The sequence below is a fragment of the Veillonella sp. CNR 79/14 genome (genome assembly GCF_003992185.1).
Lineage (GTDB): Bacteria > Bacillota > Negativicutes > Veillonellales > Veillonellaceae > F0422.
The window spans coordinates 73,398-99,933 of sequence record NZ_RQVH01000004.1 but is presented as its reverse complement, the minus strand read 5'-3'; the positions used below and the strand labels follow the sequence as shown (position 1 = coordinate 99,933).

Below are 26,536 nucleotides of genomic sequence, written 5' to 3'. Positions count from 1 at the left end.
AAGAGTTCAATCCTTTTTATATATCTAGTATATGTATATGCAATAGACTATTATATAGTGCTTTTTATATAGGTAATAAAGGTATGAACAGCTCTACGTTGTAGGGCATGCTTGATAATAAAGTTTTGTTTCTCGCAATAGAGGTGTACCATCTTCCCATAGTAATGGTTCAAAGGTAAATTCATCAGAGAACCTTCCCAATCCTGTTTCTGGGAGGACAGACCATCCTAAATTTTTTCTGATGAACTGTCGACATGTAGCCATGGTATCAACTTTTATACTATCGTTGGGAGGGACTTGGTAATGCTGTTTCCACCATTTATCGATGATAGTATATAAATCATGGGCTGTTGCATATCGTATAAATGGCAAAGTCAAGATGTCTTCTCTGGGCATAGGTTTAGAAGGTAAAGATGTATTGGTTACTAAACCGATGCGATCTGTATGAATTAACAATGATTCACCGTCAATGGATTGAGGACCGCGAATAATAGCAACCTCTACCTCATTAGATTGAAATAATTGAGCTATTTTAGAGCTAATGCCAGTATAAACTTCTAACTTTACCTTTGGATAGGCTTGCGTAAATCCTGATAAAATATCAGGTAACATATAATTGGCATAGATGCTCGAGACGCCAAGACGTAATGTTCCCGTTATTTCTTTACTATAATTGGATAGAGTGTTTTCAAATTCACGCTTTCTATGTAGCATATCTAAGGCATAGTGATAATATAATTCCCCTGTTTCTGTTAAGGTAACGCCACGAGATGTACGTATAAATAAAGGTTTATTGAACTGCTTTTCTAGTTGCTGTAGACGATACGATAACGCAGGCTGAGAGATATATAAACGATTGGCTGCCTTCGTCATATTTCCCTCTTCTGCAATAGCAATAAAAAAATGCCAATCTTTTTCCATAGTTTCCATGGTAGCCCTCCTTTAATAGAAATATTTTATCACATAAGATAAATGTAATCTATTTTATTTATTTACTTACAACATATATACTTAAACTATAAAGGCCTTCAAGTAAGGTAAAACCGTAGTTAGTCATAAGTAGGAGGACTAAGATGGCAGGAAAAAGTTTAATCTATAAAATATTAGAATCTCATTTAGTAGAGGGAAGATTGGTTGCAGGTGAAGATATTGCTGTTGCCATAGACCAAACGTTAACACAGGATGCCACAGGGACTATGGCGTACTTAGAATTTGAATCACTAGGTTTAGATACAGTAAAAACCCTATCCGTATCCTATGTAGATCATAATACATTACAAGATGGATTTGAAAATGCAGATGATCATAAATATTTACAAGATGTAGCAAGTAAATATGGTATTTATTACTCAAAAGCAGGTAATGGGATTTGCCATCAAGTACATTTGGAACGATTTGCTAGACCAGGTCAAACCTTAGTAGGTGCAGATAGTCATACTCCAACTGCTGGAGGTTTAGGGATGTTTGCTGTCGGTGTTGGGGGTATGGATGTGGCGGCATCTATGGCAGGAAAGCCATTCCATTTAACTTGTCCTAAAGTTACGAATATTAAATTAAATGGGCGTTTACAACCTTGGTGTGCAGCAAAAGATATCGTGTTAAAAGTATTAAGTATTTTAACCACTAAAGGAAATGTAGGAACAGCCATCGAGTATACAGGTGAAGGTGTGGTATCTTTAACAGTACCGGAGAGAGCAACAATCACAAATATGGGTGCAGAAATGGGAATTACTACATCCATTTTCCCAAGTGATGCAAAAACAAAAGAGTTTTTGCGCGCTCAAGGTCGTGAAGATGTATGGGTGGAATTACAGGCAGATAAAGATGCACAGTATGATGAAGTCATTGAAATTGATCTAAATGCATTAGTGCCTATGATTGCATGTCCACACTCTCCAGATAATGTAAAAACAGTAGCAGAATTAAAAGATGTTGCCGTAGATCAAGTGTTAGTGGGAAGCTGTACCAATTCCAGTTATCGAGACTTAATGATCGTAGCAACAATGTTGAAAGGGCGTAAAATTCATCCAGATGTGAGTTTTGGAGTAGCTCCTGGATCCAAGCAAGCATTAGCAATGATTACAAAAAATGGAGCCTTAGCAGATATAATTGCTTCCGGAGCACGTCTTTTTGAAAGTGCCTGTGGATTCTGTGTAGGTTGTGGGCAAGCACCACGAACAAAATCTATTTCTTTACGTACGAATAACCGTAACTATGAGGGTCGTAGTGGGACTAAAGATGCCTTAGTGCATTTAGTTTCAGTAGAAACAGCGGTAGCCTCTGCTTTAACGGGAACGATTACAGATCCTCGTGAAATAGGGATAGAAGCACCAACAATTGAGCTCCCTGAGGTGTATGAAATTGATGATTCCTTGATTATTGCTCCAAGCTGTGATGTGAACCAATCTATTTTACGTGGTCCTAATATTGGTGAACCTCCAAGTAATAGTGCCTTACCAGAAACAATTTCTGCTAAAGTGGCTATAAAAGTAGAGGATAAAATTACTACAGATCATATTATGCCAGCTGGACCATATTTGAAATTTAGATCAAATGTACCTAAATATAGTCAATATGTATTTAGCCCTATAAAACCAGATTTTGCAGAAGAATGTAAAGAAAATGTTGAGCATGGATACTATAATGTGATTGTAGCTCGTGAAAGTTATGGACAAGGATCTTCTCGTGAACATGCCGCACTTTGCCCAATGTATTTAGGAGTAAAAGCAGTGATTGCAAAATCTATTGAACGGATTCATATGGATAATCTTGTTAACTTTGGTATTTTGCCTTTATTATTTGAAAATGATGCAGATTATGAGAGTATTCAAGAAGGTGATGAATTATTCTATCATTGTGATGATGCTTCCTTTGCAGCTGGTGTATTTACCGTAGAGAATAAAACAAAATCTACTATTTATACATTAAGAACACCATTAAATGAACGACAACTAGAAATTGTTCGAGCAGGAGGTAAATTGAACTTCTTGCGTAATGGTGGACAATAATTAGTAATAATAGTTAATATATGCAGTAGGAGATGGCACAGTGCAGACTGTGTCATCCTCTATATTCGAGGTGTATGATGAAAGATTATATGAAATTACCCGTATTATACATGCGTGGCGGAACTAGTAAAGGAGCTTATTTATATGCTCCAGACTTGCCAACAGATCCAACAGAACGAGATGCAATGATTCTATCCCTCTATGGGAGTCCAGATGTACGTCAAATTGATGGGATTGGAGGAGCAGACCCTTTAACGAGTAAACTGGCTATTGTGGGACCTGCTTCGGTAGAAGGATGTGATGTAGATTATACATTTGCTTACGTAGGTATCGATAGGGCAGTTGTCGATTATGAAGGTAATTGTGGTAATATTTCATCTGGAGTTGGTATTTTTGCTATGTTACGTGGTTTGGTAGAACCAGTAGAGCCAATAACTGTAGTTCGTATACATAATACGAATACCCATAAAATCATAGAAGCTCATATACCTGTACAAGGTGGATTACCAGTGGTAACAGGAGACTTTGCCATCGATGGAGTTCCTGGTACAGGGGCACAAATTATGCTTTATTTTCAATCCCCTAGTGGGTCTAAAACTGGGAAATTACTGCCTACAGGCAATGTGCGAGATACCATCACTTTGGAAGTGGGCAATGCGCATACAGCGAAGAACAATCATAGGATAGACGTAAGTTTTGTGGACTCTGCCACACCGAGTGTATTTGTGAAAGCAGAAGATTTAGGATATACAGGAACAGAACTGCCAAGTGACATTGAAGCAGATGAAGAGGGGCTATTGGCTATATTAGAAGATATTCGTAGGACTGCCGCTGTCAGAATGGGATTAGCTACATCAAAAGATAGTGCTAGTCCAGCCATTCCAAAAGTATGTATGGTGGGAACGGCTTGTACGTATACAGATATACAGGGCCGTGTTATTGAAGGTACATCGATAGATATAGTAGCACGAACAAAAGCATTACAAGTGATTCATAAGGCCTATGCAGTGACGGGAGGTATTGCTACTGCAACAGCAGCGCTCATTCCAGGGACAATCGTCAATGATGTAGTCAGTGAAGAAGCTAAGCGTACAAAAACCGTTACTTTGGGTCATCCAAGTGGGACTTTTACATTTACTATTGATATAGATACAGAGAGTCTATATGTTACCAAAGCTGGTGTAGCAAGAACGGCTAGACCTATTATGGATGGCATTGCCTATGTTAAGGTAGGTAAATACTAGTAGAAACAAGTTATTGTAACAGATATACCATGATATACGGAGAAAAGCCCATCTATAGTATGGACTTTCCTCTATATCTATTTTTATAGTATGGTGGGAATCAAAAAATACATCTATTTTTGTGAATAGATATATGTACACCTTGTAATGAAGGATAAATTCCTTTATTATATAGCTATATATTATAGTATATAAGTAAGGAGAGGTAATATACATGAAACAACCATTAATCGGCATTTCAGGTTCTCATATGATTGACCAAGGAGGTCCATTCCCAGGGTATAAACGATCCTATGTAAATGATGATTATGTGCAATCCGTATTAGAAGCAGGTGGTATTCCTGTGATTATTCCATTCCAAGAAGATGAAGCTGTGTTGAAAGCTTTGGTGGAGCGCATTGATGGGTTACTTTTATCTGGCGGTCATGATATTGCCCCACAATTCTATGGCGAAGAGCCAGAACGTGGGTTAGGTGAAATTTGGCCAGAACGCGATATTTTTGATATGCGTCTATTAGCCTTTGCGAAAGAACGGAACATTCCTATTATGGGTATTTGTCGTGGTCATCAAATTATCAATGTAGCTCACAAAGGTTCTTTGTATCAAGATTTACCTGCCTTTGCTACGATTAAGCATGCCCAAAGCCAAACAGCAGGATTACCAACTCATTCCATGGTGATTGAAAAGGACTCCCAATTATTTGCTATGGTAGGTGCAGAAGAAGTGATGGTTAATTCCCATCATCACCAAGTCGTGAAAGAAGTAGGGGAAGGATTGCGTGTGGTAGGACGTGCGAAAGATACTGTAGTAGAAGCAATGGAAGGTACTGACTATCCATATCTACGTACTTATCAATTCCACCCAGAAATGATGCGTCATACAGAGTTAAATAAAGTAATTTTTGAAGATTTTGTAAACGCTGCTAAATAGTATGTAAAGAGTTAATTTTGCTCTCAAATGGTGTAGCTTGCGTAAGGAAATTGATACACCATGTAATTTATATATGGAAAGGGTCCTTAGGGACCCTTTTTTGTATAGTACATTAGTCGGCTTGCTGTAGATACCCTGTACTATAAAATACTTAGATAAAGGCATCAATAGTGCGGAATATATAAATATAAAATAAATAGAGGAACATTGATACGCAATGATCAATGTTCCTCTATTTACTGTAAAGTGTTGTAGTGTTTTTGTTCACATGGATATAAAATGCATAGCCTCGTAGCTACTATTCTCCTGAATGCGCTTTGTAGAATTCTAAAAACTGTTGTGCCACCATGGATAAAGGTTGTCCTTTGATGGTGATAAATGCTTTATAGAATGTGTTGGTCAGTTCTGTTAACTTAATGCGAGTCATATCTGGATGAGATACAGTTTCCTGTCCATCCATAGGAATAATGGCTATGGTACGTCCAGATTGAGCCCATTCAATGGCAGAACTCTTTGTGGTAGTTACAGAAATAACATTGAGAGAAGAGAAGTCATTGTGATGAGCTTGCATTAACATACGTACAGAACCACCAGATAGGCTAAGAGGACATTTGGCAATATCATTCCAAGAAATGCTTTCTAAGTCACGGTCTGTCCAAAATAAATCTTTTCGGAACAGAGCGTATAAGTCCTCTGTTTGCGTATAGAGAACATCAAATTTGTTAGTATCTACCATTTGCTCATTGCATAGACCAATTTCAGCGCTACCATTTAATAAAGATTCCGTTACATCTGTCATTAATCCTTCATAGATTTCATAACGCACCACAGGGTATTGGCGGGAAAAGAAATGCAAATATTGCTGAATTAAGGCGGTAGACCTAGAGGCAGAGGAGGCGATACGAAGTGTGCCTTCTACCTCAGAACTAAGACGCTTTACATCAGCGTAGGTGGACTCTTCAATGGAGCATAATTGTTGTGCTTTTTCATAGAAAATGCGACCGGCTTCGGTGAGGTGAAAGCTAGCTCCACGCTGGCCACGCTTGATAACTAATAGGGGGGTACCAAATTCTGCTTCTAAGTACTTGAGTTGCTTACTTAAAGCTGGTTGCGTAATGTGCAGTATCTCTGCTGCTTGCGTCATATTCCCCGTTTGTACTAAGATGATAAAATTATAATAGTAAGATGTATCCATGGTATCCTCCTAAACATACGTAGTCAGATGTCATGTTAGTTCGTTTCTATTCATGGGCGCACATCATCGTACAATAGATCTCTTATTGTTAACCTTTACTATTCTATTGTACTATAAATTTTATAATTCGTCTCCTATATTTGTTAACTAATGCTGTTAATTATGGTTTAGTTTATGATTATAACTCATGGATATAAACCTATATAAAAAGTAGGAATATTGACGTGCTATATTGAGAATGATATAATTGGGTCATATTGTTGCCTGTACAGTGCAGGGAATCAAGAAGTAATTGGACTATAGTTAGGTCTGGAAAGGAAGGGGAATTTGTATGGATATGCCATTTTTTACACAATTTCTCATGATTAGCGATCCCATGACAGTAGGAATACTTGTGTTATTCCTTATTGCGTTGGGATACGTGTATTTTCTTCAAAAAAGAAATATTCAATTCGGCACATTGGTGATGATTGCCACTGTAGTAGGTGCTGTGTTAGGGGTTGCGGTGCAATTGATTGCAGGATTTCCTAAAAACCCAATGGACGTGGTATTTATTAAGGAAAGCACAAAGTGGTTCTCTCTTATTGGGGGAGGATTCATTGATTTAATCCGAATGCTCGTAATTCCCGTAGTATTTATTTCCATTGTTCATGTTATTTTGCATATGGATACGAATGCGAATTTAAAACGCCTTGTATCCTCCACAGGTGTGGTAGCTTTAATCATGGTAGGTATTGCTGCTATTGTAGGTTTAGTGCTAGGTACTGTAACAGGATTAGGGGAAGGTACCTTAGCAGTGGCTGGTGATTCCAAAATGCGTGAAGTAAAACCAGTAGTAGACACATTACGTGCCTTGATACCAGCAAATCCTATTAATGCAATGGCGCAAACTAATGTTATTGCTGTTGTTGTATTTGGTGTTATTATTGGTGGTGTTGCTAGACTTGTGAAACAACATGGTGCCAGTGATTTAGAAGTAGTCACAAAATTATTTGATGAAGTGCATACAGTTATCTTCTGGGTAGCAGATTTTGTGATCGGCTTAATGCCATATGGTGTTGTGGCGTTATTGGCCACAACATTGGCGCAAAAAGGGTTTGGTGCTATTGCTGACATGGGCTTGTTTATTATCTTAATCTATGTAGGCGTTGCAATCATGTTAGTAGTACAAGCTGTATTATTAACTATGTTTGGTGTTAGTCCAATCATGTACTTCCGTAAAGCAAAAGAAGCCTTAATCTTGGCTTTCACATCTCGTTCTAGTATGGGTGTATTACCATTGACGGTAGAAACATTGACTAAAAAGTTAGGCGTTAACCCTGCTACTGCGAATACAGTAGCAAGTTTTGGTACGACAGCAGGCATGCAAGGCTGTGCAGGCATCTTCCCAGCCTTATGTATCGTTTATATCGCTCGCGTATCTGGAGTGCCATTAGACTTTACAATGTATGTGATGAGCGTTATCGTGATTGCATTAGGCTCCTTAGGGATTGCAGGGGTTCCGGGTACAGCAACTATGGCAGCATCCGTATCCTTATCTGGTACTGGTATGGGAGCATTCTTCGGCTCCATTTCTCCAATTTTAGCAGTAGACCCTATTGTAGATATGGGACGTACAATGTTAAATGTAAGTGGTTCTATGACAAATGCTATTGTAGTAGATCGTTTGCAAGGAACTTTTGACCAAGAAGCCTTTAACGACACAAAAACAATTCGATAAGGTATAAGTAATGTATTAGATGCATCATGTATCTATGATGAAAGTACTAAAAGATATACAGCTGCAACCTATTGGTATCGCGTAGGTTGCAGCTTTTTTCTATCATGGAGTTGAAGAAAATAGGATATTCTATTCCTTGAATGTGCCATGACAGATGTAAAATAAGGACCTCTATCGTGCGACAGAGGCCCTTATTTGTATGGGGTATATATTGATATAGGGAAGGGAATATAAAAGAATATAGGTAAGGCTATTTAAGGGTATATATAGGAAACCTTACCAGCGATCAATGCCTAGGTGGCGTTCCATACGACGCATCATGCGTGCGAAGGCGTCATCCTCTTCCTTTTTTTGTGATTTTGTTTCTTCAACTACAGGAATAGAGTTAGGTGATGTGATAATCACAGTATCACCAAAGGTATGGTATGTATGACCACCTACACGTTTAGTTTGGGAGTAACTTTCATCATAGGAGTATGGTTCTACACGATCTTTATGAAAAAAATCATCCTTGTTATATTCACGTACACCTGCATTGTAAGCATCGATAGCAGCACGTTTTTTAGTAATCAACATTTGAATCACTGCATCTGTATCTGCTAAGTAATTTTCCAAATCTTTCGTGTATGCTTTCATATCCTCAGTAGATGCCATTTTAAAAGACATAGGTGTATGGTCGCTTTGAAAATTAGGGTAGTTGATGGATGAAGCAAAAGCGGAAGAACCAATAGTCATGGCTATAGTTGTCAATAGTAGTGCACGTTTCATAAGTGTCTCCTTTTCATCATTACATTTGTAAAATATAGTTCAGTACCTAGTAGTGTTTACAATCACCGCAGGTATATTTTGAAAACAACTGCGTGTAAGGGTTTGTTACATACTAGTATCCATCTTGAGAAGTGGACCTTGTAGTTAAAGTATATCCTAGTAAAATGAAGATACGATGATACATGGTGAAAGATATGTATAGCTACTATATGGAGGATACCTATGAACCTATATACTTATGAGTTAGGGTACAAAAAAGCGACTGTTTTCACAGTCGCTTTAGTATACCTATACTAGTTCTAACCCACTTGGGATAAGGTATATGTAATTTGACCCACTTGGGTATATATCATTACTACTTAGTATATCATTTGTATGGGGTACTTACCCTTAGAACTACTTAGTTCTCTATGTAGGTTGTTTTGTATCACTTGATACAATCTTATAGTACTTATCTAAGAAACCACTCGGCTTACTGATTAGATAAGAGTTTCTCCGTGTTGAGAGAAGAATGCTTGTGGATGAGCACATACTGGGCAAAGTTTTGGAGCTTCTTCACCGATGTGGATATAACCACAGTTAGCACAGATCCAAGCAACTGGTTGTTCACGTTTGAACACTTTACCGCCTTCAACAGCAGTTACAAGGTCAAGGTAACGTTCTTCGTGACGAGCTTCGATAACACCAACTTGTTCGAATAAGTAAGCGATTTTAGCGAAACCTTCTTCTTTTGCAACTTTAGCAAATTCTGGGTACATTACAGTGTGTTCGTAGTGTTCGCCAGCAGCAGCATCTTTTAAGTTGATTGCTACGTCAGCGTTTACATCGCCACCGTGTAACAATTTGAACCATACTTTAGCATGAGCGGATTCGTTGATTGCTGTTTCTTCGAAGTAATCAGCGATTTTGTTCATACCAGCTTTACGAGCTGCACTTGCATAGTATGTATATTTACGGTTAGCTTGAGATTCACCAGCGAATGCTGCTTGAAGATTTTTTTCTGTTTGAGTACCTTTTAATTCTGGCATTTTGTTCCTCCATGTACTTTACATTGTTGTAATAAAATAAATACTTATTTGTATAGTGGGCTTGTTCACTTGAACAAGTCCCTATTGATTTCGTTACTTAACGAATAATCATTGTTGATTACATTATAGACTATGAAAATGAGAAATGCAAGTCTTTTTTTAGAAAAATTTAAAATTTTTTGTAAATGATAAAGCCTCTCAATCGGCTATAGTATCGCATTTATAGCTATTTAATTCCCTATAAAAACAAGGGGATTACACAGAAAAGAAATTGAGAATCGAACTCAAGAGATAAAGCTGTAATGATAATACATAGAAATCCCTCTATTTATAGGGTTTCTTAGTTATGAAACAGAAAAGGGGAGTTGTCAGTTGCTAACAAGTGATAGCAGTCATCAGTACTGATGAGAGGGTTGACAGACTTAGTGCAAACTTTTAGTAATACCCATACGGCCCTATAGAGAAATATAAAGTTAGATGATATACTATAAACATAATCATGGAAATAGGAGGTGCCTATGGGATTTATAAAATACCAAGTAGGTGATGTGGTACAAATGAAGAAACCCCATCCTTGTGGTAGTCAGAATTGGGAGATTAAACGAACTGGCGTTGATTTCGTAACAGTCTGTGAAGGCTGTGGGCATCAAGTGATGATACCACGACCTAAGTTTGAAAAGAATGTAAAAAAGATAGTATCCAGAAAAGAAGCAACAGAAGAATAAAATATGATTTGTAAATCATAATAATTTTCTAGGAAAGGGATACCTATGGTTGATTTAACGAAATATGCAGCTAAGGGCGGTTGTGCTTGCAAGATTGGGCCGCACATTTTAGAGGATGTGTTGCAACATATGAAGATGCCTACACATCCAGCTGTATTGACCGATGCATCTGGTATGGAAGATGCTGGAGTGTATCAAATTAATGAAAGTCAAGCTATTGTACAGACGGTGGATTTTTTTACACCTCCAGTGGCAGATCCGAGACTCTTTGGTAGAGTAGCGGCTTGCAATAGTTTAAGTGATATATATGCCATGGGGGGCACGCCTATATCAGCATTGAATATTGTAGGATTTCCTGTGTCTTTAGTGAAAGAAGGTGTCCTTCGTGAGGTCTTAGAAGGGGCCAATGAGGTTTTACTGGAGACGGGAGTAGCTCTTCTTGGTGGTCACAGTATCGAAAATGAAGTGCCTATTTTTGGAATGGCTGTGACTGGTCTCATTAATCCACGTCATATTTGGACGAATGGAGATGCTCAAGTGGGTGATGTCTTAATTCTATCTAAACCGATTGGAACGGGCATTATGAACACGGCTGCAAAAGGTGGCGTATTCTCTGAAGGTGTGCAGGAAGCTGTGCACAGTATGGGAACGATTAATAAAGGAGCTCGAGATGTGGCGGCGCAGTTTATCATTCACGGTTGTACGGATATTACGGGATTCAGCTTGATTGGTCATGTATCTGAAATGGCAAAAGCTAGTGGAACATCTGTGGAACTCTATGCGGAGCAAATTCCTCTCTTTACGGATGTATTAGAGGCTGCTAGTATGGGCTTAGTTCCAGCGTCTACCTATGGGAATCGTAAAGCATTAGGCGATCAAGCTGAGTTTGCTGACCATTTAGATCCAGTATGGAGCGATATTTGTTTTGATCCGCAAACATCAGGTGGTTTATTATTTGCTTGTTCTGAAAGTGAAGGAAAGCAGTTACTTTCAGAGTTACAGGCAAAGGGTTTACAGGCCGCGCAGATCGGCCGTGTCATTCAGGAAGGAAGGAAACAAGTCTATGTCAAATAAAGAAGTAACGATAGATATGCGAGGCCAAGTATGCCCAGCGCCTGTGATTGAAGCAAAAAAAGCGATGGATTCTGATGCGAATCTGTATGTAAAAGTCATTGTCGACAATGATGTGAGCCGTGACAATGTGGTGAAATTAGGAGAATACCGAGGCTATGAAAACCATGTATTAGAACAAGAGGGAAATTACATCGTTGTATTGATTCCCCCTACAGCTGTGAAAGCGGAAGTGACTGCGGTTAGTGCTGTAAATATTCAAACTTCGAATGATTTAGAGGACCTAGATTTGGAAGATATTTTTGAAAATGAATTTGCTGCACCCCTAGGAAAGGTTGTAACGAATACAACGATTGCCGGTGGAGAGGCCCCATTTTATATGACAAATGGTACAGGTAGCTTGGAACGCAGTATTGCAGCTTATGAAAAAACAAAAGCAGAAAAAGCAGCAATGGGTGCGCCGATTAGTCAAGATACAGTTCCCCCTGAATTGATGGGAACCGCGGTACCATCTGTGCCAACCCCTTCTATGGGTGGTAAAGTCTTATTGCTGACAAAAGACTATTTAGGTGAAGGTAGTGAAGAGTTAGGTCGTAATTTGATGAAAACATTCATCTATGTATTGACAGAAACAGATGTGAAACCCAAAGCCATCTATTGCATTAATAGCGCTGTAAAAATGCTCGTAGAAGGGTCTGAACATATTGAAAACTTCAAAGCCTTAGAAGCAGCAGGGGTGACTGTTAGTGGCTGTGGCATTTGTTTAGACTTTTACGAGGTGAAAGACAAAGTGCAAGTAGGCACTATTACGAATCTGTATGCTATTACTGAAAGTATGATGCAAGAACCCTTTGTTACGTTGTAATTAGATGCGTGGTAACATTGGTAGATAGAACTGGAAAGATGGAATGAGGTAGACGCACATGAACGTTTTTGCAGTAGATAGTAAGAAATCTGATACAGCTACAGATAAGGTACCACAAAAAGTACTCGTTCTATTTAGCTCTTACTATTTTGCAGATAAAGCAGATAAAATGTTAGGGCAATATAAAGTGCCTCATCAGTTAATGCCAGTTCCACCAGAGCTATCTAGCGCTTGTGGGCTCTCTATTGGTGTGCAAGAAGAATATATAGAAGAAGTGTTACGTATCTTTGAAGTAGAAAAAATAACCCCTTCTCATATGTATTATTATGAAAAGGGAAAAGAACCAACTGAATATGTACGCAGACCTTGCTAACTAAAAAAGGCATATACAGTGATATTTTAAGTAAAAGTACACTGTATATGCCTGTATTGTTAGTAGGTTATTATACGTTGAAGCGGAAATGTGTTACATCGCCGTCTTTCATAATATAGTCTTTGCCTTCTAGGCGAACAAGACCTTTTTCTTTGGCCGCATTTTGGCTGCCGCAAGCTTCTAAATCGTCAAAGGATACAATTTCTGCGCGAATGAAACCTTTTTCGATATCAGAGTGGATTTTACCAGCTGCTTGAGGGGCTTTTGTGCCTTCCACGATAGTCCACGCACGAGCTTCCATTTCGCCAGCTGTGAAGTAGTTAATTAAGCCCAATAAGGAGTAACTAGCTTTGATTAATTTTGTTAAGCCACTTTCTTCTAAACCGAGGTCAGCTAGGAAAGCTGTTGCTTCTTCGTCGGATAATTCAGCAATTTCCGACTCAATGCGAGCAGATACGACAACTACGCCAGAACCTTCTTTAGCAGCATAGTCTTCTACTTGTTTGACAAATTCGTTGCCAGAGTAGTCGGACACTTCATCTTCCCCCACATTGGCTACGTATAAAGATTTTTTAGCTGTTAATAGTGTTAGGTCTTTTAAGATTTCTAGCTCATCGTCTGTTAAGCCTTGGGCACGAACAGGGATGGCATCGCCTAAAGCAGCAGATACTTTTTCTAAAATAGGCGCTTCAATGCGAGCATCTTTGTCACCAGATTTTGCTAATTTAGCAATACGTTGTAAGCGCTTATCTACGCTTTCAAGATCAGCTAAGCAAAGTTCAGTGTTGATGATTTCAATATCGCGAACAGGATCTACAGAACCAGCCACATGTGTGATGTTAGGGTCATCGAAACAACGAATCACTTGTGCAATGGCATCGACTTGGCGAATGTGGCTTAAGAATTTGTTGCCTAAACCTTCCCCTTTGGATGCACCAGCCACAAGGCCTGCGATGTCTACAAAACGCATGGCAGCAGGTAAGATGCGTTTAGAACCGAACATCTCAGCCAACACCGCTAAACGAGCGTCAGGTACGTCTACCACGCCTACATTTGGTTCGATGGTACAGAATGGGTAGTTTGCCGCTTCTGCGCCAGCCTTTGTAATAGCATTAAACAATGTACTTTTTCCGACATTTGGAAGGCCTACAATGCCTACTTCTAAATTTGTGCTCATGTGTGGGTAACTCCTTTGTTGGTTGCGATAAATTATTAAAGTAATATAAATGCCTAACGATATAAGGTTTAGTGGACCTTAACACGTTAGGCATTTCGTGTTCCATCATTCGAGATGAGCCTAACGCCTAGTGCACGTTGAGGGCTCTCTTTTTACAGTCATAGTATACCATAATTGCATATAGACTGCCAATAGATTTATATAAAATATAAAAATAGAGGAATGTTGATACTTCTTGATCAACGTTCCTCTATTTTATTGGGTGCTATTTTGTTACAGCCTCGTGTATCTCATGAACGAAGATACTATTATCAAACGTATATCTTATAGATAATGGGCACGTAATTCTTCAGCGGATTTTGGAGATAACCAAGCTGGTGCGATATCGAATACTGTGAAAGCACCGCGACCACCATGTGCTGCTAAGCGATGCACACCACGAGCGAAGGCTACTAATACAGCGCCAGTGAACTCAGGGTTAGAGTCTAGTTGTAAACCGAATTCGTAGATGTGTTTTGTACCTGTTGTAGTTTCGCCGCTGCGGATCACAAGACCGCCATGTGGGATGCCTTTGTGGTTAGCATCCAATTCTTCTTGGGATATGAATGTTACAGTTGTCTCATAGCCAACGAAGTAGTTAGGCATTGTTTTAATTTCATTTTCAATGCGAGCTGCGTCAGCGCCTTCTTCCAATACTACATAGCATTCACGAAGGTGAGAAGAAGTAGCTGTCACTTCTGGTGTTTCACCATTGCGGATAGCAGAGATGATTTCTTGTTTAGGCACTGTGTATTGGCGAGCATCTGCTACGCCTTCGATACGACGGATCGCGTCGGAATGACCTTGAGATACACCACGGCCCCAGAATGTGTAGGAATCGCCTTGTGGTAAGATACTTTCAGCGTACACACGTTGCAAGGAAAACATGCCAGGGTCCCAACCGCAAGAGATTAATGCTGCTGTGCCAGCTTCTTGGGCTACTTTGCGCACATTTTCGAAATGTTCAGGGATGCGAGCATGTGTGTCAAAGCTGTCGATGACATTGAAATGCGCTGCTAAAGCAGGCGTTTGGTCGATTAGGTCTGTAGCACTACCGCCGCATAATACCATTACATCGATTTTGCCTTTGAAAGATTCCACTTCTTCCATTGTGTAGCTAGGAACGCCACTAACAGTTTGTAAACCAGAACGGCGAGAGAATACGCCTACTAATTCCATATCTGGTTGTAATGCTACAGCCGCTTCTACACCGCGACCAAGATTGCCGTATCCAACGATACCAATACGAATGTTGCTCATTGTTACTTCCTTTCGTGAAAGTTGATACTTTCATTAATATTAATGCTATACGAACTGTAATGTAAGATTACAGTATATGATGAAATAAAATAGGGAGGATTATGTCCGCTATTTTTCGCATGTACCATTATAGCGAAAAATTCTCATAGAGAAAAGGGGGGATATTAAAATTGTAATGTTTTAATGCGATCGACTGCACGAATGGTGTTTTCTCGGCTTCCGAATGCAGTGAGACGTAAATAGCCTTCGCCTTCTGGACCAAAGCCAGAACCAGGAGTGCTTACAATGTGTACCTTTTCTAATAGGGTATCGAATAAGTCCCAGCTAGTCATGCCTTTTGGTGCTTGAATCCAAATGTATGGAGCATCAACACCACCAAATACAGTTAGACCAATGGCTTCTAAGCCTTCACGGATAATGCGAGCATTTTCCATGTAGTAAGCGATGTGTTCTTTAATTTGTGCACGACCTTCTGGTGTGTAAACAGCAGCAGCACCACGTTGAATGATGTAAGGAACACCATTGAATTTTGTGGTCTGGCGACGATTCCACATTGGGTTCAGAGGAACACGTTTGCCTTCTGTGTTCTTTGCAGTTACTTCGTGAGGAACTACAGTGTAGGCACAACGAGTACCAGTGAAACCTGCTGTTTTAGAGAAAGAACGGAATTCGATGGCCACTTCACGAGCGCCTTCGATTTCATAAATAGAACGAACTGTATCTGTAGATGTGATGAAAGCTTCATAAGCGGAGTCGAACATTAAGATCGCTTCGTTATCTTTACACCACTGTACCCATTCCGCCAAACGAGCACGGCTTAATACAGTGCCAGTTGGGTTGTTAGGGCAGCAAAGATAGACGATATCTACTCGTTCTTTTGGGAATGCCGGAGAGAAATGATTCTCTGCATTGGTTGGTAAATATACCACTTTTTCGTAGATGCCGTCGATAGCTTTACCAGTGCGACCACTCATCACATTAGAATCTAAATATACAGGGTATACAGGGTCAGTAATAGCGATGATGTTATTTTCAGAGAAAATTTCCTGAATATTGCCCACATCAGATTTAGCACCGTCAGATACGAAGATTTCATCAGCTTGAATAGTAATGCCTAGGGGAGCATAATCGCCTTCAACGATGGCATTGCGCAAGAAATCGTAGCCTTGCTCAGGACCATAACCTCGGAATGTATCGGCAGAACCCATTTCTTCTACTGCGGCGTGCATAGCTTCAATGACAGCTGGCACAAGAGGGCGTGTCACATCGCCAATGCCAAGGCGAATGATGTCTGCCTCCAGATGGCTTTCTTTGAAAGCTTCTACTTTGCGTGCAATATTTGCGAATAAATAGGAACCTTGTAGGTTTTCGTAATTTGGATTGATAGTAGCCATAGGAGCTCCTTCTGTTATACATCAATAATGATACATTTATATATAGTTTAAATTGCATTTCTATATTCTATAGTATTTAAAAAGATATGTCAAAGCAAAAAATGGAGCCGCTCTAAGAACAGCTCCGTAAGAAGTATAGTTATATTTCTAATAGTTTTCTTTGTACTCTCCGTAGTCGATACATATAGCATAGTGCAGCAGTGGAGGTACTAGTTAATAATCCAATCCAAACGGAATAAGGACCGAAGTCTGTAAATGCGTAACAAAGGTAAGCTACAGGCACGGTAACACCCCAATAGGTACCGATAGCAATGATCGATACACTTGTCACATCCCGGTACGCACGGAGCACTCCTTGTAATGGAGTGCCTAGAGCATCGATGATGGTGAAGAACACCGCATAGGAGATGAAACTTTCAATTAAAGGAATCATGTGCTCCTCATTGGTGAAAAGTTCTGCTAAGTAATCGATGTGGGTAAAGGAATAGGTGCCAATGCAAAGTGCGATAAAGATTGCTACACCACGGGTGATCCATGTATAGGTGACGGCTTGTTCGTATCGTTTGGCGCCTAATTCATAGGCGATAACAATGGTAGAAGCCATGCTTAAACTAAGTGGAAAAGAGAAGGTAACTCCTAGAAAACTAGCTGCAGCTTGGTGGGCCGCAATGATGTCAGTGCCGAAGTTGGACATAGAAATGCCGGCGGCACTGAAAATACTGATTTCCGCAAAGATAGACAATCCAATAGGGATACCCAAAGATAATTGGTCGCGAATGAGTACCCAACTAGGCCCTGTGAAAGAGGACCAAAACTGATAGTGTTTAAACTTTTTGTGATACGTAATCATTCCAAGGTAGCAGAACATCATATACCAATAGGCGATGACTGTTGCGATGCCAGCACCAAATCCGCCAAGGGCGGGAATAGGGCCAAGACCTGGAATGAAGATAGCATTACCGATGGACTGAATTAATACACTACTACTAATGATATATAAAGAATATTGTGTATTGCCATGAGCGTCGACGATGTACCGAAAGGCGGACATGATCATCATCGCAGGAAAGGCGACGCACATAGCGTACATATATTGTAGGCATACCGTTTTGGCAGCGGGTTCGATACCGAGTATATCTAGCAAGGGGGAAAGACCCATCAGGGTGGCTACAATAAGACCTGTGGCAAAAATAAGCCCTAAATAGACATTTTGCCACATAATAGAAGCGATAGATTCTGTTTTTTTAGCGCCTAAAGCGTGAGATACGATAGGAGTGACTCCTAAAAGAATTCCAGTGAGACCAAAAAAGGCTGCTACCCATAAATTATAGCCCATAGCCATGCCGGCCAGATCCACTGTACTATACTGCCCCGTTAAGGTGACAGCTACGAAGCTGCCGAGAATTAATGAAACTTGTGTTGCTGTGACGGGGGCAGCCACTAAACAAAAGTGTTTTATCATCGAAAATAAAGACATAGTGCCTCCCAAAAACAAACTTACTTATGATATTAATAATGTTAATAACATTTAATTTTATCACTTGCTAAACTATATGTCTATAGCTGTTGAGGGGGTATTGTCTCTTAAAAAGACATGGTGTATAATGTTAACAATTCGGTTATATCAATAGATATAACGAGGTATATTGTGGGAAAATCACAGATGTATATAATTTTTGCATACATCTATGTAATTATCGCAATGAGTTTGGTGGAAACACCGGAAAGGAGTTCTATGTTAGGAGCAATCATTGGAGATATAGCGGGCTCAATCTATGAGTTCAATAATATCAAAAGCAGAGACTTCGAGTTTTTGTCAGAGGCTTGTGAGCCTACAGATGATTCGATTTTAACATGTGCTATTGCACGAGCTTTAATCGATGTAAAAGGAAGGGGGACACATTTACAACGAGCTACTATCTATCGTATGAAAGAATATTTTCTTTCCAATCCATTACCGATGGGTGGATTTGGTGCAAAATTTTTCCAATGGGGGTTATCTGATGCGACTGATCCCTATGGTAGTTGGGGTAATGGAGCAGCGATGCGTATTAGTCCTGTGGCTTACGTAGGGAATAGTGAAATGGAAGTCAAACTGTTGAGCCAAATTATAACAGGTACCACCCACGATGATCCGGAAGGATTAAAAGGTGGAGAAGTGACGGCTTTAGCCGTCTTCAAAGCACTTCATGGAGCAACGAAAGAAGAAATTCAAGAAATGGTACGATCCTATTATCCTGGGGAGTACAGCGTGGAAGAACTGCACAAGACATATAAGTTTGAGCCAAGTTGTCAAAAAACAGTGCCAGAAGGGATGCAATGTTTCTTTGAAAGTGAAGATTATGAATCGGCTATCCGCAACGTGATGTACATCGGTGGTGACTGTGATACATTGGGTGCCATTGTTGGTGCTGTGGCAGGAGCCTATTATGGAATCCCAGAATGGATCCAAGAAAAAGCCTTATCCATAATGCCAGAATATATGGTGGAAGACTATAATGACTTCAAAGCAATGTATATGGACAAAGAAAAAACCCTCTAAAGCTAGCGCTGGACACGCATATTGCCTTTGAGGGTATGATACAAGAGGCCGGAATCCCCTATGCAATTGTATTGTACCATGTCAAGGGCAATGACGATAGAGAGAAAATAGAATTATGATAAAAATATGGGAGGCTACTCGTATGTGAGTGGTCTCCCTATTTAGTATTGAAGCAAAAAAAGAACCTGCCCACCGGCAGGTTCTTTTTAGGATGATGATGTACGCCCATACAAAATCATGACAACTATATCAACACTTTGAGTGCTAATACCATAATGGTAAATTCACTTGGCCATGATAAGGCAATCATCAATATGTGACGTATCCCATACAACGCATATTGTAGTAATAAAAAATCCTTTTTCTTGTATTTTGGAGTATCAGAAAAAGGCCTTTGATTCTCCTCCCTATCTCTCGTAGGTCAAGTGGTGAATGATGAATAGGCAGTTCTCCTGACTCAGCTTCAACGCGCCTCCAGCCTTCCCAGTTTCCCAGTGACATAATTGGATTTGCTCTGCTTTACAGTGGCGGGACCGTGCCAGACTTTAACTGGCTTCTCTATTATGCTTTCGCACCTATTCCCGAATGTTTGATTGTATGTGTGTATTGTACTCTTTTAGTTTTTCAATGTCAAGAACAAGATGAATAAGTATGACTATTTTATAATTAGAGTGGTATAATTGTGACTTTTATTACTAATTGTCATGATTGAGATTGAAGTGCGCCTTTTCTTGCTAAATAGATAGCATTAATTTATAATGAATGAAGATAATACAATATATTGTGAAACATAAAGGATGAAAGAATGAAGTATACAAGTACGCGCAGTCATGAAACAGTGAGTGAAACCTTTGCATTGCTCCATGGATTGGCAAGTGATGGAGGGTTATATGTGCCGGCGGAGTTTCCGGAACAATGTTTGTCCTACCGCGATGTGGCAGATAAAAGCTATGAAGAAATTGCACTGGTTGTGTTGAGTAAGTTATTTACGACTTTCACAGAAGCAGAATTAGAAACGATGATTCGTAGTGCCTATAATACGGTGAACTTCGATACACCAGATATGGCGCCAATGCATTCCTTGTTAGAGCGAGTATCCGTGTTGGAGTTGTTCCACGGTCGCACCCAAGCTTTTAAAGATATGGCCTTATCTTTGTTCCCGTACTTATTGGTGGCAGCAAAGGAAGCGGAAAAAGAAACAAAAGAAGTGTTGATATTGACAGCTACCTCTGGTGATACAGGAAAAGCAGCCTTAGAAGGATTCAAAGATGTGCCGGGAACGCATATTCAAGTATTTTTCCCAACGGATGGCGTTAGCCCTATGCAACAAGAGCAAATGCAAAAGCAAGAAGGTGCAAATGTCAATGTAACAGCCATCGAAGGTAACTTTGATGATGCGCAACAATTTTTGAAGCGTCTCTTTGTGGATACTGATGTGGCGAAGGAAGTGGCAGACAAAGGCGTGAAGTTCTCTTCTGCTAACTCTATTAATATCGGCCGTCTAGCGCCACAAGTGGTGTACTATGTGGCAGCCTATGCTGAATTGGTAAATATGGGGGCTATCCACGAAGATGAAGCGTTTAATGTGGTGGTGCCAACAGGCAACTTCGGCAATATTTTGGCCGCTTACTATGCAAAACGCATGGGTATTCCGGTTGGTAAATTAATTTGTGCCTCGAACCAAAACAATGTGCTCGCAGATTTCTTCAGCACTGGTACCTATGATATGAATCGTCCGTTCTATACAACCATTTCTCCGTCTATGGATATTTTGGAAAGTTCTAACTTTGAACGGTTTATTTATTATGTGAGCGGTGAAAATGTAGAATTGACAGCTGAGCGTATGAAAGCACTGAAAGCAGAGGGCAAATTCTCTGTCACTCCAGAAGAACTACAAGCGGTGCAAAAAGAATTTGCTGGCGCCTATGTAGACGATGACATGACAAAAGCTGTCATCGAGCAAGTGTACAACTCCTATGGCTATGTGATGGATCCGCACACAGCGGTGGCGATGGGAGCTTATATGAAAGAGCTAGAGGCTCATCCTGAAGATGGTCACCGTCATACGGTGATTGCTTCCACGGCGCATCCTTTTAAATTCCCAACACCGATTTGTGAAGCCTTGGATATCAAAGTAGGATCAACTCCTTATGAAAGCTTAGGCAATATTTCTGCAGTCACAGGCGTAGGTTGTCCGAAACAATTGGCAGAGTTGCAACATAAGCCATTGCGTTTTACGAAGGTAATTCCAAAAGAATCTATGAAAGAAGAAATTCTATCCTTTGTGGATACTTTCAAACAATAGGTGACCTATGGTACAAGCATTTTTCTTTTCTCTCATGTCATCCTTTGCCTTCAGTATCATGAATTTATTCGTGAAACTCTTAGGAGATGGTATGCCAGCGGCGGAGGTGACATTTTTCAGAGGGCTCATAGGAACAATTGCCGTACTCATAGTGATGCGACAAAAAGGAATTTCCTTTTCCACGGAACATCGAGGATTATTAACCTTGCGTGGTATCTTCGGTGGATTAGGAAATTTAAGTAATTTCATTGCATTAGTCTATATGACGATGGCAGATGCATCCATACTATTTCAATTATCAGGTATATTCGTCCTGATTTTTAGCAACTTTGTGTTGAAAGAAAAATTGCCTGATGGATCTGCTAAATGGTTAGGATTGATCTTCTTAGCCGTTGTGTATATGATTCAACCTTGGAATTTATCGGGATTACATTGGTATTCTTTTATTGCCATTGCAGGAGCAGCCTTATCGGCGGCGGCCTATACAACGATTCGTACCATTAGCTTAAAGGGTGGTCACAGTTCCTATGAAATCATGTTTTATTTCTTAGTCACCACCATGCTAGTAGGCGGTATCGTGATGATACCAGATTTTGTGTGGCCTAATGCAACACAAGCACTGTATTTAGGGATTATCGGAGCCATTTCTGTAGTGGCGCAATTCTTCCTAACTGGTGCGTTTGTGGCAACCAATGCAGTAGTAGCACAATTTATGCAATATGTAGGGGTGTTCTTTAACTCCTTCTGGGGATTTATCGTCTTCGGAGAAAACCTAGCTTTGGCGACCGTCATAGCAGGTATTATTATGTTTAGTTCATCAGTGATGTTGGCTCGTTTGAAAGAAGAACAAGCTCACACCCGGTAGTCAATCAAGAAAGAGGTATGACGATGAGTGAAAAATTATATCAATTTGGTCTAGTTGGTTTGGCTGTTATGGGACAAAACTTGGCCCGCAACATTGCCCGTCATGGATTCAGCATTGCAGTGTACAACCGTACACCACAAAAAACAGACGATTTTGTAGCCAACTATAACCACGAAGGAACAATCGGCGGAGCACATACTCCAGAAGAGTTTGTAGCAATGTTAGAAAAACCTCGTAAAATCATGTTCTTAGTGAAAGCAGGTCAACCTGTAGACGATATGATTGAAGCCTTTTTACCATATTTAGATCAAGGCGATACATTAATCGATGGCGGTAACTCCCATTACCCAGATACGATTCGTCGTACAAAATACTTAGAATCCAAAGGTTTCCGTTTCTTAGGAGTTGGCGTATCTGGTGGTGAAGAAGGGGCTTTAAATGGTCCAAGCTTGATGCCAGGTGGCAACGAAGCTTCCTACAATGAATTGGCGCCTATCTTTACATCCATTGCAGCCCAAGTGGCAGACGGTCCTTGCTGCACATATGTAGGTGATGACGGTGCAGGTCACTATGTAAAAATGGTGCACAATGGTATCGAATACGGCGATATGCAATTAATTTCCGAAGCCTACTTCATGATGAAAGAATTACTTCGCATGAGTGATGATGAAATCGGCGATGTATTTGCGAAATGGAACACGGGATTATTAGATTCTTACCTCATCGAAATTACTGCTAAAATTATGAAAGTCAAAGATACTGATGGAACTCCATTAGTAGAAAAAATCTTGGACAAAGCTGGTCAAAAAGGTACTGGTAAATGGACTAGCCAAGAAGGTTTAGACCTTGGTGTGCCAATTCCAACCATCGCGGAAGCCGTATTTGCGCGTGCTATGTCTGCCTACAAATCGGAGCGTGTGTTGGCAGAACCAGTGTTAGCAGGTCCTACAGAAGTTTTTGAAGGTGATAAAGAAGCCTTAGTAGATGCTATCCATTCTGCCTTATATGCGTCTAAAATTTGCTCCTATGCACAAGGCTTTGCATTGATTAAAGCAGCAGCAAAAGAATATAATTGGAATATCAACTTCGGTGACATGGCATTGTTATGGCGTGGCGGTTGCATTATCCGTGCTGCTTTCTTAGAAGATATTAAAAAAGCATTCACAAATAACCCAGATTTGAATAACTTGATGTTGGATCCATTCTTCGCAGAAGCATTGCAAACACATCAAGCAAAATGGCGTGAAGCGATCATTGCTGCGAAACGTTATGGTATCCCAACACCTGCTTTCAGTGCATCCTTAGATTACTTCGATTCCTATCGTCGTGGTGTATTGCCAGCAAATCTAATCCAAGGACAACGTGACTTCTTCGGTGCTCATACATACGAACGTACAGACAAAGAAGGCACATTCCATACAGAGTGGGCGGAAGCGTAACTACTATATAGCTAGATTTTGTAACATGAATATATAGCAAACATCCCTAGGTGGCGGCCTAGGGATGTTGACTTTTATGTATACATGCTCTTTATCTTGCGACCAGCTTTCTATGAATGATATAATTTACTTAACAAATATTGTTGGACTAAGATAATCTGAGGGAGGTATTCTTATGAGCAATGTAACGTTAACGTATTATGGTCATGCTACGTTTGCTTTGAGCAATGGTGATGTAACGTTGGTATGTGATCCGTTTTTTACGGGTAATACATGGGATGTGGCAAAGGCAGAGGATATAGAGTGCCAATATATTTTTGTGTCCCATGGTCATGATGATCATTATGGTGATACCGATATGATTGCCAAGAAGAATGATGCCCTTGTAATCTCTACTGCAGAGGTAGCTCGAAAAGCCGCTGAAGCAGGGGCTCGTAGCCATGCGATGCATTTAGGTGGAAAGTTTAATTTCCCATTTGGTTCTATCCGTTTAACACCAGCTTTTCATGGGTCTGGTGTTCCAGGTGGTCATGCGGCAGGTGTGATCATTGAGTTTTTTGGTAAACGTGTGTATTTTGCTGGGGATACGGCGTTGTTTAGTGATATGAAATTAATCAGTCGCCATGGTGAAATTGACTATGCTTTACTACCAATCGGTGATAACTTTACGATGGGTGTGGAAGATGCGGTGACAGCAGCATCTTGGATTCAAGCAAATACAACCATCCCAATTCATTACAAAACATGGCCTGTGATTGATAAAGAGCCAGCAACCTTTGTGGCTTTGTTAGAAGCAAAGCATAAACAAGCTGGACTTGTGGTTGATCCAGGGCAAACTATCGAGCTGTAATATAAGGAATATGAAAAATAAACAGTTCCTTGAACAAATAAAAATTACAGAAGCGATGAAATTGCTCAATTAATGTAAAAATAATCTTTCTACATGAAAGGATTGTCACTAGCATATGCTAATGTGGCAATCCTTTTTGCGTAGACTCTTTTCTCTAACATAGATTACTGACGTCAATCCCTTCTCTATGGTATAATGAAATTCACATGGAGGTATCTATGAAATTAACACATTTTGATGAAGGCGGTAATGCGCATATGGTGGATGTGTCCCAAAAGGATCATACAGAGCGCGTAGCTGTAGCAGAAGGGTTTATTACGCTCAGTGAGGAAGCTTTTAGTATTGTGGCTAGTGGGAATGTCAAAAAAGGTGATGTGTTAGCAGTGGCACAATTGGCAGCCATCATGGGAGCGAAACAAACGTCTAACCTTATTCCGTTATGCCATCCATTGGCGTTGACGAAGGTGAGTGTAGACTGTTCCTTGGTAGAAGAGAAACAAGCTGTGTGCATTCGTAGCACAGTGAAAACTACGGGTCCTACAGGGGTGGAAATGGAAGCGTTAACAGCGGTTCAAGTTGGTCTATTGACGGTCTATGATATGGTGAAAGCCGTTGATAAAAGTATGACCATTGGTCCTGTGTATCTTGTGGAAAAACAAGGTGGTAAAAGCGGACATTTTAAGCGATAAGATAGTAGGTGAATCATGGAAATTGTATTAGTAGAACCGGAAATTCCTGGTAATACAGGCAATATTGCACGTCTTTGTGCAGCAAATCATATGACACTACATTTGGTGGAACCTTTGGGGTTTTCCATTGAAGATAAATATTTAAAACGAGCAGGTCTTGATTATTGGCATCTAGTAGATGTAAAAATACATAAGTCCTTGGATGAAGTGTATGAACAATATAAAAATCGGCGTTTTTGGTATGCTACGACAAAGGCTGCCCATACCCACGCAGAAGTGCAATATGAAATTGGAGATATGCTCGTGTTTGGTAAAGAAACAAAAGGTTTGCCAGAAGAAATTGTGGCAGCCAATCCAGACACATGCATTCGTATTCCGATGATTGATGAAGCGCGGTCTTTGAATTTATCGAATGCGGTGGCAATCATTGCCTATGAAGCTATGCGCCAACTGGATTTCCCAGATTTGCAGGCCGTTGGACCAGGTGTATCTATCGAGGTGTAACCTCTTGATAGTAGGTATTGGTCTATAGAAAATGCTAAATATAGTAAGTCTAATCATATGGTATAGCCTATATATAGTGAAATATCGTAGACTTTCACAGAATGACAAAAGATTAGATACTATAGACTGTATAGCATACACAATATATGAAAGAATATAAGAATGAAATCCTAATAGGATGGAGGAGGAATTATGAATTACGATTTAGCCTATGAATTACAAAAAGCAATGCGTGACAGCGAAGAACATAAAGAGATGATGGCAGCCCAAGAGGCAATTAAAGACGACCAAGCAGCAAAAGGCATGGTAGAAGAATTTATGTCTTTACAAATGCAACTGGAATATGCAAAAATTGCAGATGCTCCTGAAGCGGAAGAATTATTGAAAAAATTAGAAGGCTTATTGCCAATGGTACAAGCTAATTCTGGTGCAAATGCGTACTTAACAGCCCATGCACGTTGGACACAAGTGGCGAATGATATTTATCGAATCATTAGCGAACCAATCACTGAAGGTATGAAAATTTTAGAAAAGGCAAACTAAT

The 26,536-nt window shown here is 40.0% G+C and carries 23 protein-coding genes, 2 pseudogenes and 1 riboswitch; of the genes and pseudogenes, 17 read left to right on the top strand and 8 right to left on the bottom strand.

The annotated features are described in order from the left end of the window. Positions 1-93: 93 nt before the first annotated feature. Complete coding sequence (locus EO119_RS02695) at positions 94-930, bottom strand: LysR family transcriptional regulator (protein WP_126940578.1); 837 nt, start codon at positions 928-930, stop codon at positions 94-96. A 143-nt stretch (positions 931-1,073) separates the two neighbouring features. Between EO119_RS02695 and EO119_RS02690 the strand changes: the two genes are divergently transcribed. The 3 genes from EO119_RS02690 to EO119_RS02680 all read left to right on the top strand — a co-directional run bounded on the left by EO119_RS02690 (position 1,074) and on the right by EO119_RS02680 (position 5,183). Next, on the top strand, positions 1,074-3,008 hold the full coding sequence (locus EO119_RS02690) for an aconitate hydratase (RefSeq protein ID WP_126940576.1): 1,935 nt from the start codon (positions 1,074-1,076) through the stop codon (positions 3,006-3,008). Positions 3,009-3,085: 77 nt separating this feature from the next. Then, the gene (locus EO119_RS02685; protein ID WP_126940574.1) at positions 3,086-4,252 is read left to right on the top strand and encodes a 2-methylaconitate cis-trans isomerase PrpF family protein; all 1,167 of its coding nucleotides are present in this window, start codon (positions 3,086-3,088) and stop codon (positions 4,250-4,252) included. A 214-nt stretch (positions 4,253-4,466) separates the two neighbouring features. After that, the gene (locus EO119_RS02680; RefSeq protein WP_062401004.1) at positions 4,467-5,183 is read left to right on the top strand and encodes a gamma-glutamyl-gamma-aminobutyrate hydrolase family protein; all 717 of its coding nucleotides are present in this window, start codon (positions 4,467-4,469) and stop codon (positions 5,181-5,183) included. Positions 5,184-5,481: 298 nt separating this feature from the next. Here the strand turns inward: EO119_RS02680 and EO119_RS02675 are convergent, their stop codons facing one another. Next, positions 5,482-6,378, bottom strand: a complete 897-nt coding sequence (locus tag EO119_RS02675; protein ID WP_009352925.1) for a LysR family transcriptional regulator — start codon at positions 6,376-6,378, stop codon at positions 5,482-5,484. Between the two features lie 331 nt (positions 6,379-6,709). Here EO119_RS02675 and EO119_RS02670 point away from each other — a divergent pair, with 331 nt between their 5' ends. Further along, the gene (locus tag EO119_RS02670) at positions 6,710-8,098 is read left to right on the top strand and encodes a cation:dicarboxylate symporter family transporter (protein WP_009352814.1); all 1,389 of its coding nucleotides are present in this window, start codon (positions 6,710-6,712) and stop codon (positions 8,096-8,098) included. Positions 8,099-8,374: 276 nt separating this feature from the next. Here EO119_RS02670 and EO119_RS02665 read toward each other — a convergent pair whose 3' ends face one another. Both EO119_RS02665 and rbr read right to left on the bottom strand, forming a co-directional pair. Beyond that, on the bottom strand, positions 8,375-8,866 hold the full coding sequence (locus EO119_RS02665; protein ID WP_126940572.1) for a hypothetical protein: 492 nt from the start codon (positions 8,864-8,866) through the stop codon (positions 8,375-8,377). 479 nt (positions 8,867-9,345) lie between these two features. Beyond that, complete coding sequence (rbr, locus tag EO119_RS02660) at positions 9,346-9,894, bottom strand: rubrerythrin (RefSeq protein ID WP_009352954.1); 549 nt, start codon at positions 9,892-9,894, stop codon at positions 9,346-9,348. A 518-nt stretch (positions 9,895-10,412) separates the two neighbouring features. Here rbr and EO119_RS02655 point away from each other — a divergent pair. The 5 genes and pseudogenes from EO119_RS02655 (at position 10,413) to EO119_RS02635 (ending at position 12,928) form a co-directional block, all read left to right on the top strand. Beyond that, complete coding sequence (locus EO119_RS02655; RefSeq protein ID WP_009352829.1) at positions 10,413-10,619, top strand: DUF951 domain-containing protein; 207 nt, start codon at positions 10,413-10,415, stop codon at positions 10,617-10,619. Between the two features lie 45 nt (positions 10,620-10,664). Next, the gene (gene selD, locus EO119_RS02650) at positions 10,665-11,693 is read left to right on the top strand and encodes a selenide, water dikinase SelD (RefSeq protein WP_126940570.1); all 1,029 of its coding nucleotides are present in this window, start codon (positions 10,665-10,667) and stop codon (positions 11,691-11,693) included. Further along, positions 11,683-11,886 (top strand): annotated as a pseudogene (locus tag EO119_RS08260) (sulfurtransferase TusA family protein); the annotation flags it as partial. The gene selD and the pseudogene EO119_RS08260, both read left to right, overlap by 11 nt. Positions 11,887-12,219: 333 nt before the next feature. Beyond that, a pseudogene (yedF, locus tag EO119_RS08255) lies at positions 12,220-12,555 on the top strand (sulfurtransferase-like selenium metabolism protein YedF); the annotation flags it as partial. A gap of 58 nt (positions 12,556-12,613) precedes the next feature. Continuing rightward, a complete protein-coding gene (locus EO119_RS02635; RefSeq protein ID WP_126940568.1) occupies positions 12,614-12,928 on the top strand; it encodes a DUF3343 domain-containing protein in 315 nt (104 codons plus the stop codon). 70 nt (positions 12,929-12,998) lie between these two features. Here EO119_RS02635 and ychF read toward each other — a convergent pair whose 3' ends face one another. The 4 genes from ychF to EO119_RS02615 all read right to left on the bottom strand — a co-directional run bounded on the left by ychF (position 12,999) and on the right by EO119_RS02615 (position 18,275). Next, positions 12,999-14,105: a redox-regulated ATPase YchF gene (ychF, locus tag EO119_RS02630; protein ID WP_062400993.1), complete on the bottom strand. Its 1,107-nt coding sequence runs from the start codon at positions 14,103-14,105 to the stop codon at positions 12,999-13,001. A 324-nt stretch (positions 14,106-14,429) separates the two neighbouring features. After that, positions 14,430-15,404 carry a diaminopimelate dehydrogenase gene (locus EO119_RS02625; protein WP_009352856.1) on the bottom strand — a complete coding sequence of 325 codons (975 nt, stop codon included), beginning with the start codon at positions 15,402-15,404 and terminating at the stop codon, positions 14,430-14,432. A 164-nt stretch (positions 15,405-15,568) separates the two neighbouring features. Further along, on the bottom strand, positions 15,569-16,798 hold the full coding sequence (locus tag EO119_RS02620; RefSeq protein WP_062400991.1) for an LL-diaminopimelate aminotransferase: 1,230 nt from the start codon (positions 16,796-16,798) through the stop codon (positions 15,569-15,571). Between the two features lie 139 nt (positions 16,799-16,937). Beyond that, the gene (locus EO119_RS02615; RefSeq protein WP_062400989.1) at positions 16,938-18,275 is read right to left on the bottom strand and encodes an MATE family efflux transporter; all 1,338 of its coding nucleotides are present in this window, start codon (positions 18,273-18,275) and stop codon (positions 16,938-16,940) included. Positions 18,276-18,533: 258 nt separating this feature from the next. On the opposite strand from EO119_RS02615, the gene EO119_RS02610 reads away from it, so the two are divergent. From EO119_RS02610 to EO119_RS02575, 8 genes are all read left to right on the top strand, one after another. Further along, positions 18,534-19,340 (top strand): ADP-ribosylglycohydrolase family protein, encoded by an 807-nt coding sequence (locus EO119_RS02610; protein WP_062400987.1) that lies wholly within the window; start codon positions 18,534-18,536, stop codon positions 19,338-19,340. A gap of 424 nt (positions 19,341-19,764) precedes the next feature. After that, positions 19,765-19,934, bottom strand: a riboswitch (cobalamin riboswitch). A 211-nt stretch (positions 19,935-20,145) separates the two neighbouring features. After that, positions 20,146-21,645, top strand: coding sequence for a threonine synthase (thrC, locus tag EO119_RS02605; RefSeq protein WP_126940566.1), 1,500 nt, complete (start codon positions 20,146-20,148; stop codon positions 21,643-21,645). 7 nt (positions 21,646-21,652) lie between these two features. After that, positions 21,653-22,510 carry a DMT family transporter gene (locus EO119_RS02600; RefSeq protein WP_009352991.1) on the top strand — a complete coding sequence of 286 codons (858 nt, stop codon included), beginning with the start codon at positions 21,653-21,655 and terminating at the stop codon, positions 22,508-22,510. Positions 22,511-22,533: 23 nt separating this feature from the next. Further along, on the top strand, positions 22,534-23,949 hold the full coding sequence (gene gnd / locus EO119_RS02595) for a decarboxylating NADP(+)-dependent phosphogluconate dehydrogenase (RefSeq protein ID WP_062400984.1): 1,416 nt from the start codon (positions 22,534-22,536) through the stop codon (positions 23,947-23,949). 175 nt (positions 23,950-24,124) lie between these two features. Further along, a complete protein-coding gene (locus EO119_RS02590; RefSeq protein ID WP_062400982.1) occupies positions 24,125-24,799 on the top strand; it encodes a metal-dependent hydrolase in 675 nt (224 codons plus the stop codon). Between the two features lie 218 nt (positions 24,800-25,017). Next, positions 25,018-25,488 carry a cyclic pyranopterin monophosphate synthase MoaC gene (gene moaC, locus EO119_RS02585; RefSeq protein ID WP_062400980.1) on the top strand — a complete coding sequence of 157 codons (471 nt, stop codon included), beginning with the start codon at positions 25,018-25,020 and terminating at the stop codon, positions 25,486-25,488. Between the two features lie 15 nt (positions 25,489-25,503). Next, complete coding sequence (gene trmL / locus EO119_RS02580) at positions 25,504-25,992, top strand: tRNA (uridine(34)/cytosine(34)/5-carboxymethylaminomethyluridine(34)-2'-O)-methyltransferase TrmL (RefSeq protein ID WP_062400978.1); 489 nt, start codon at positions 25,504-25,506, stop codon at positions 25,990-25,992. A gap of 192 nt (positions 25,993-26,184) precedes the next feature. Then, positions 26,185-26,535: a YlbF family regulator gene (locus EO119_RS02575; protein WP_009352993.1), complete on the top strand. Its 351-nt coding sequence runs from the start codon at positions 26,185-26,187 to the stop codon at positions 26,533-26,535. Position 26,536: the final 1 nt, after the last annotated feature.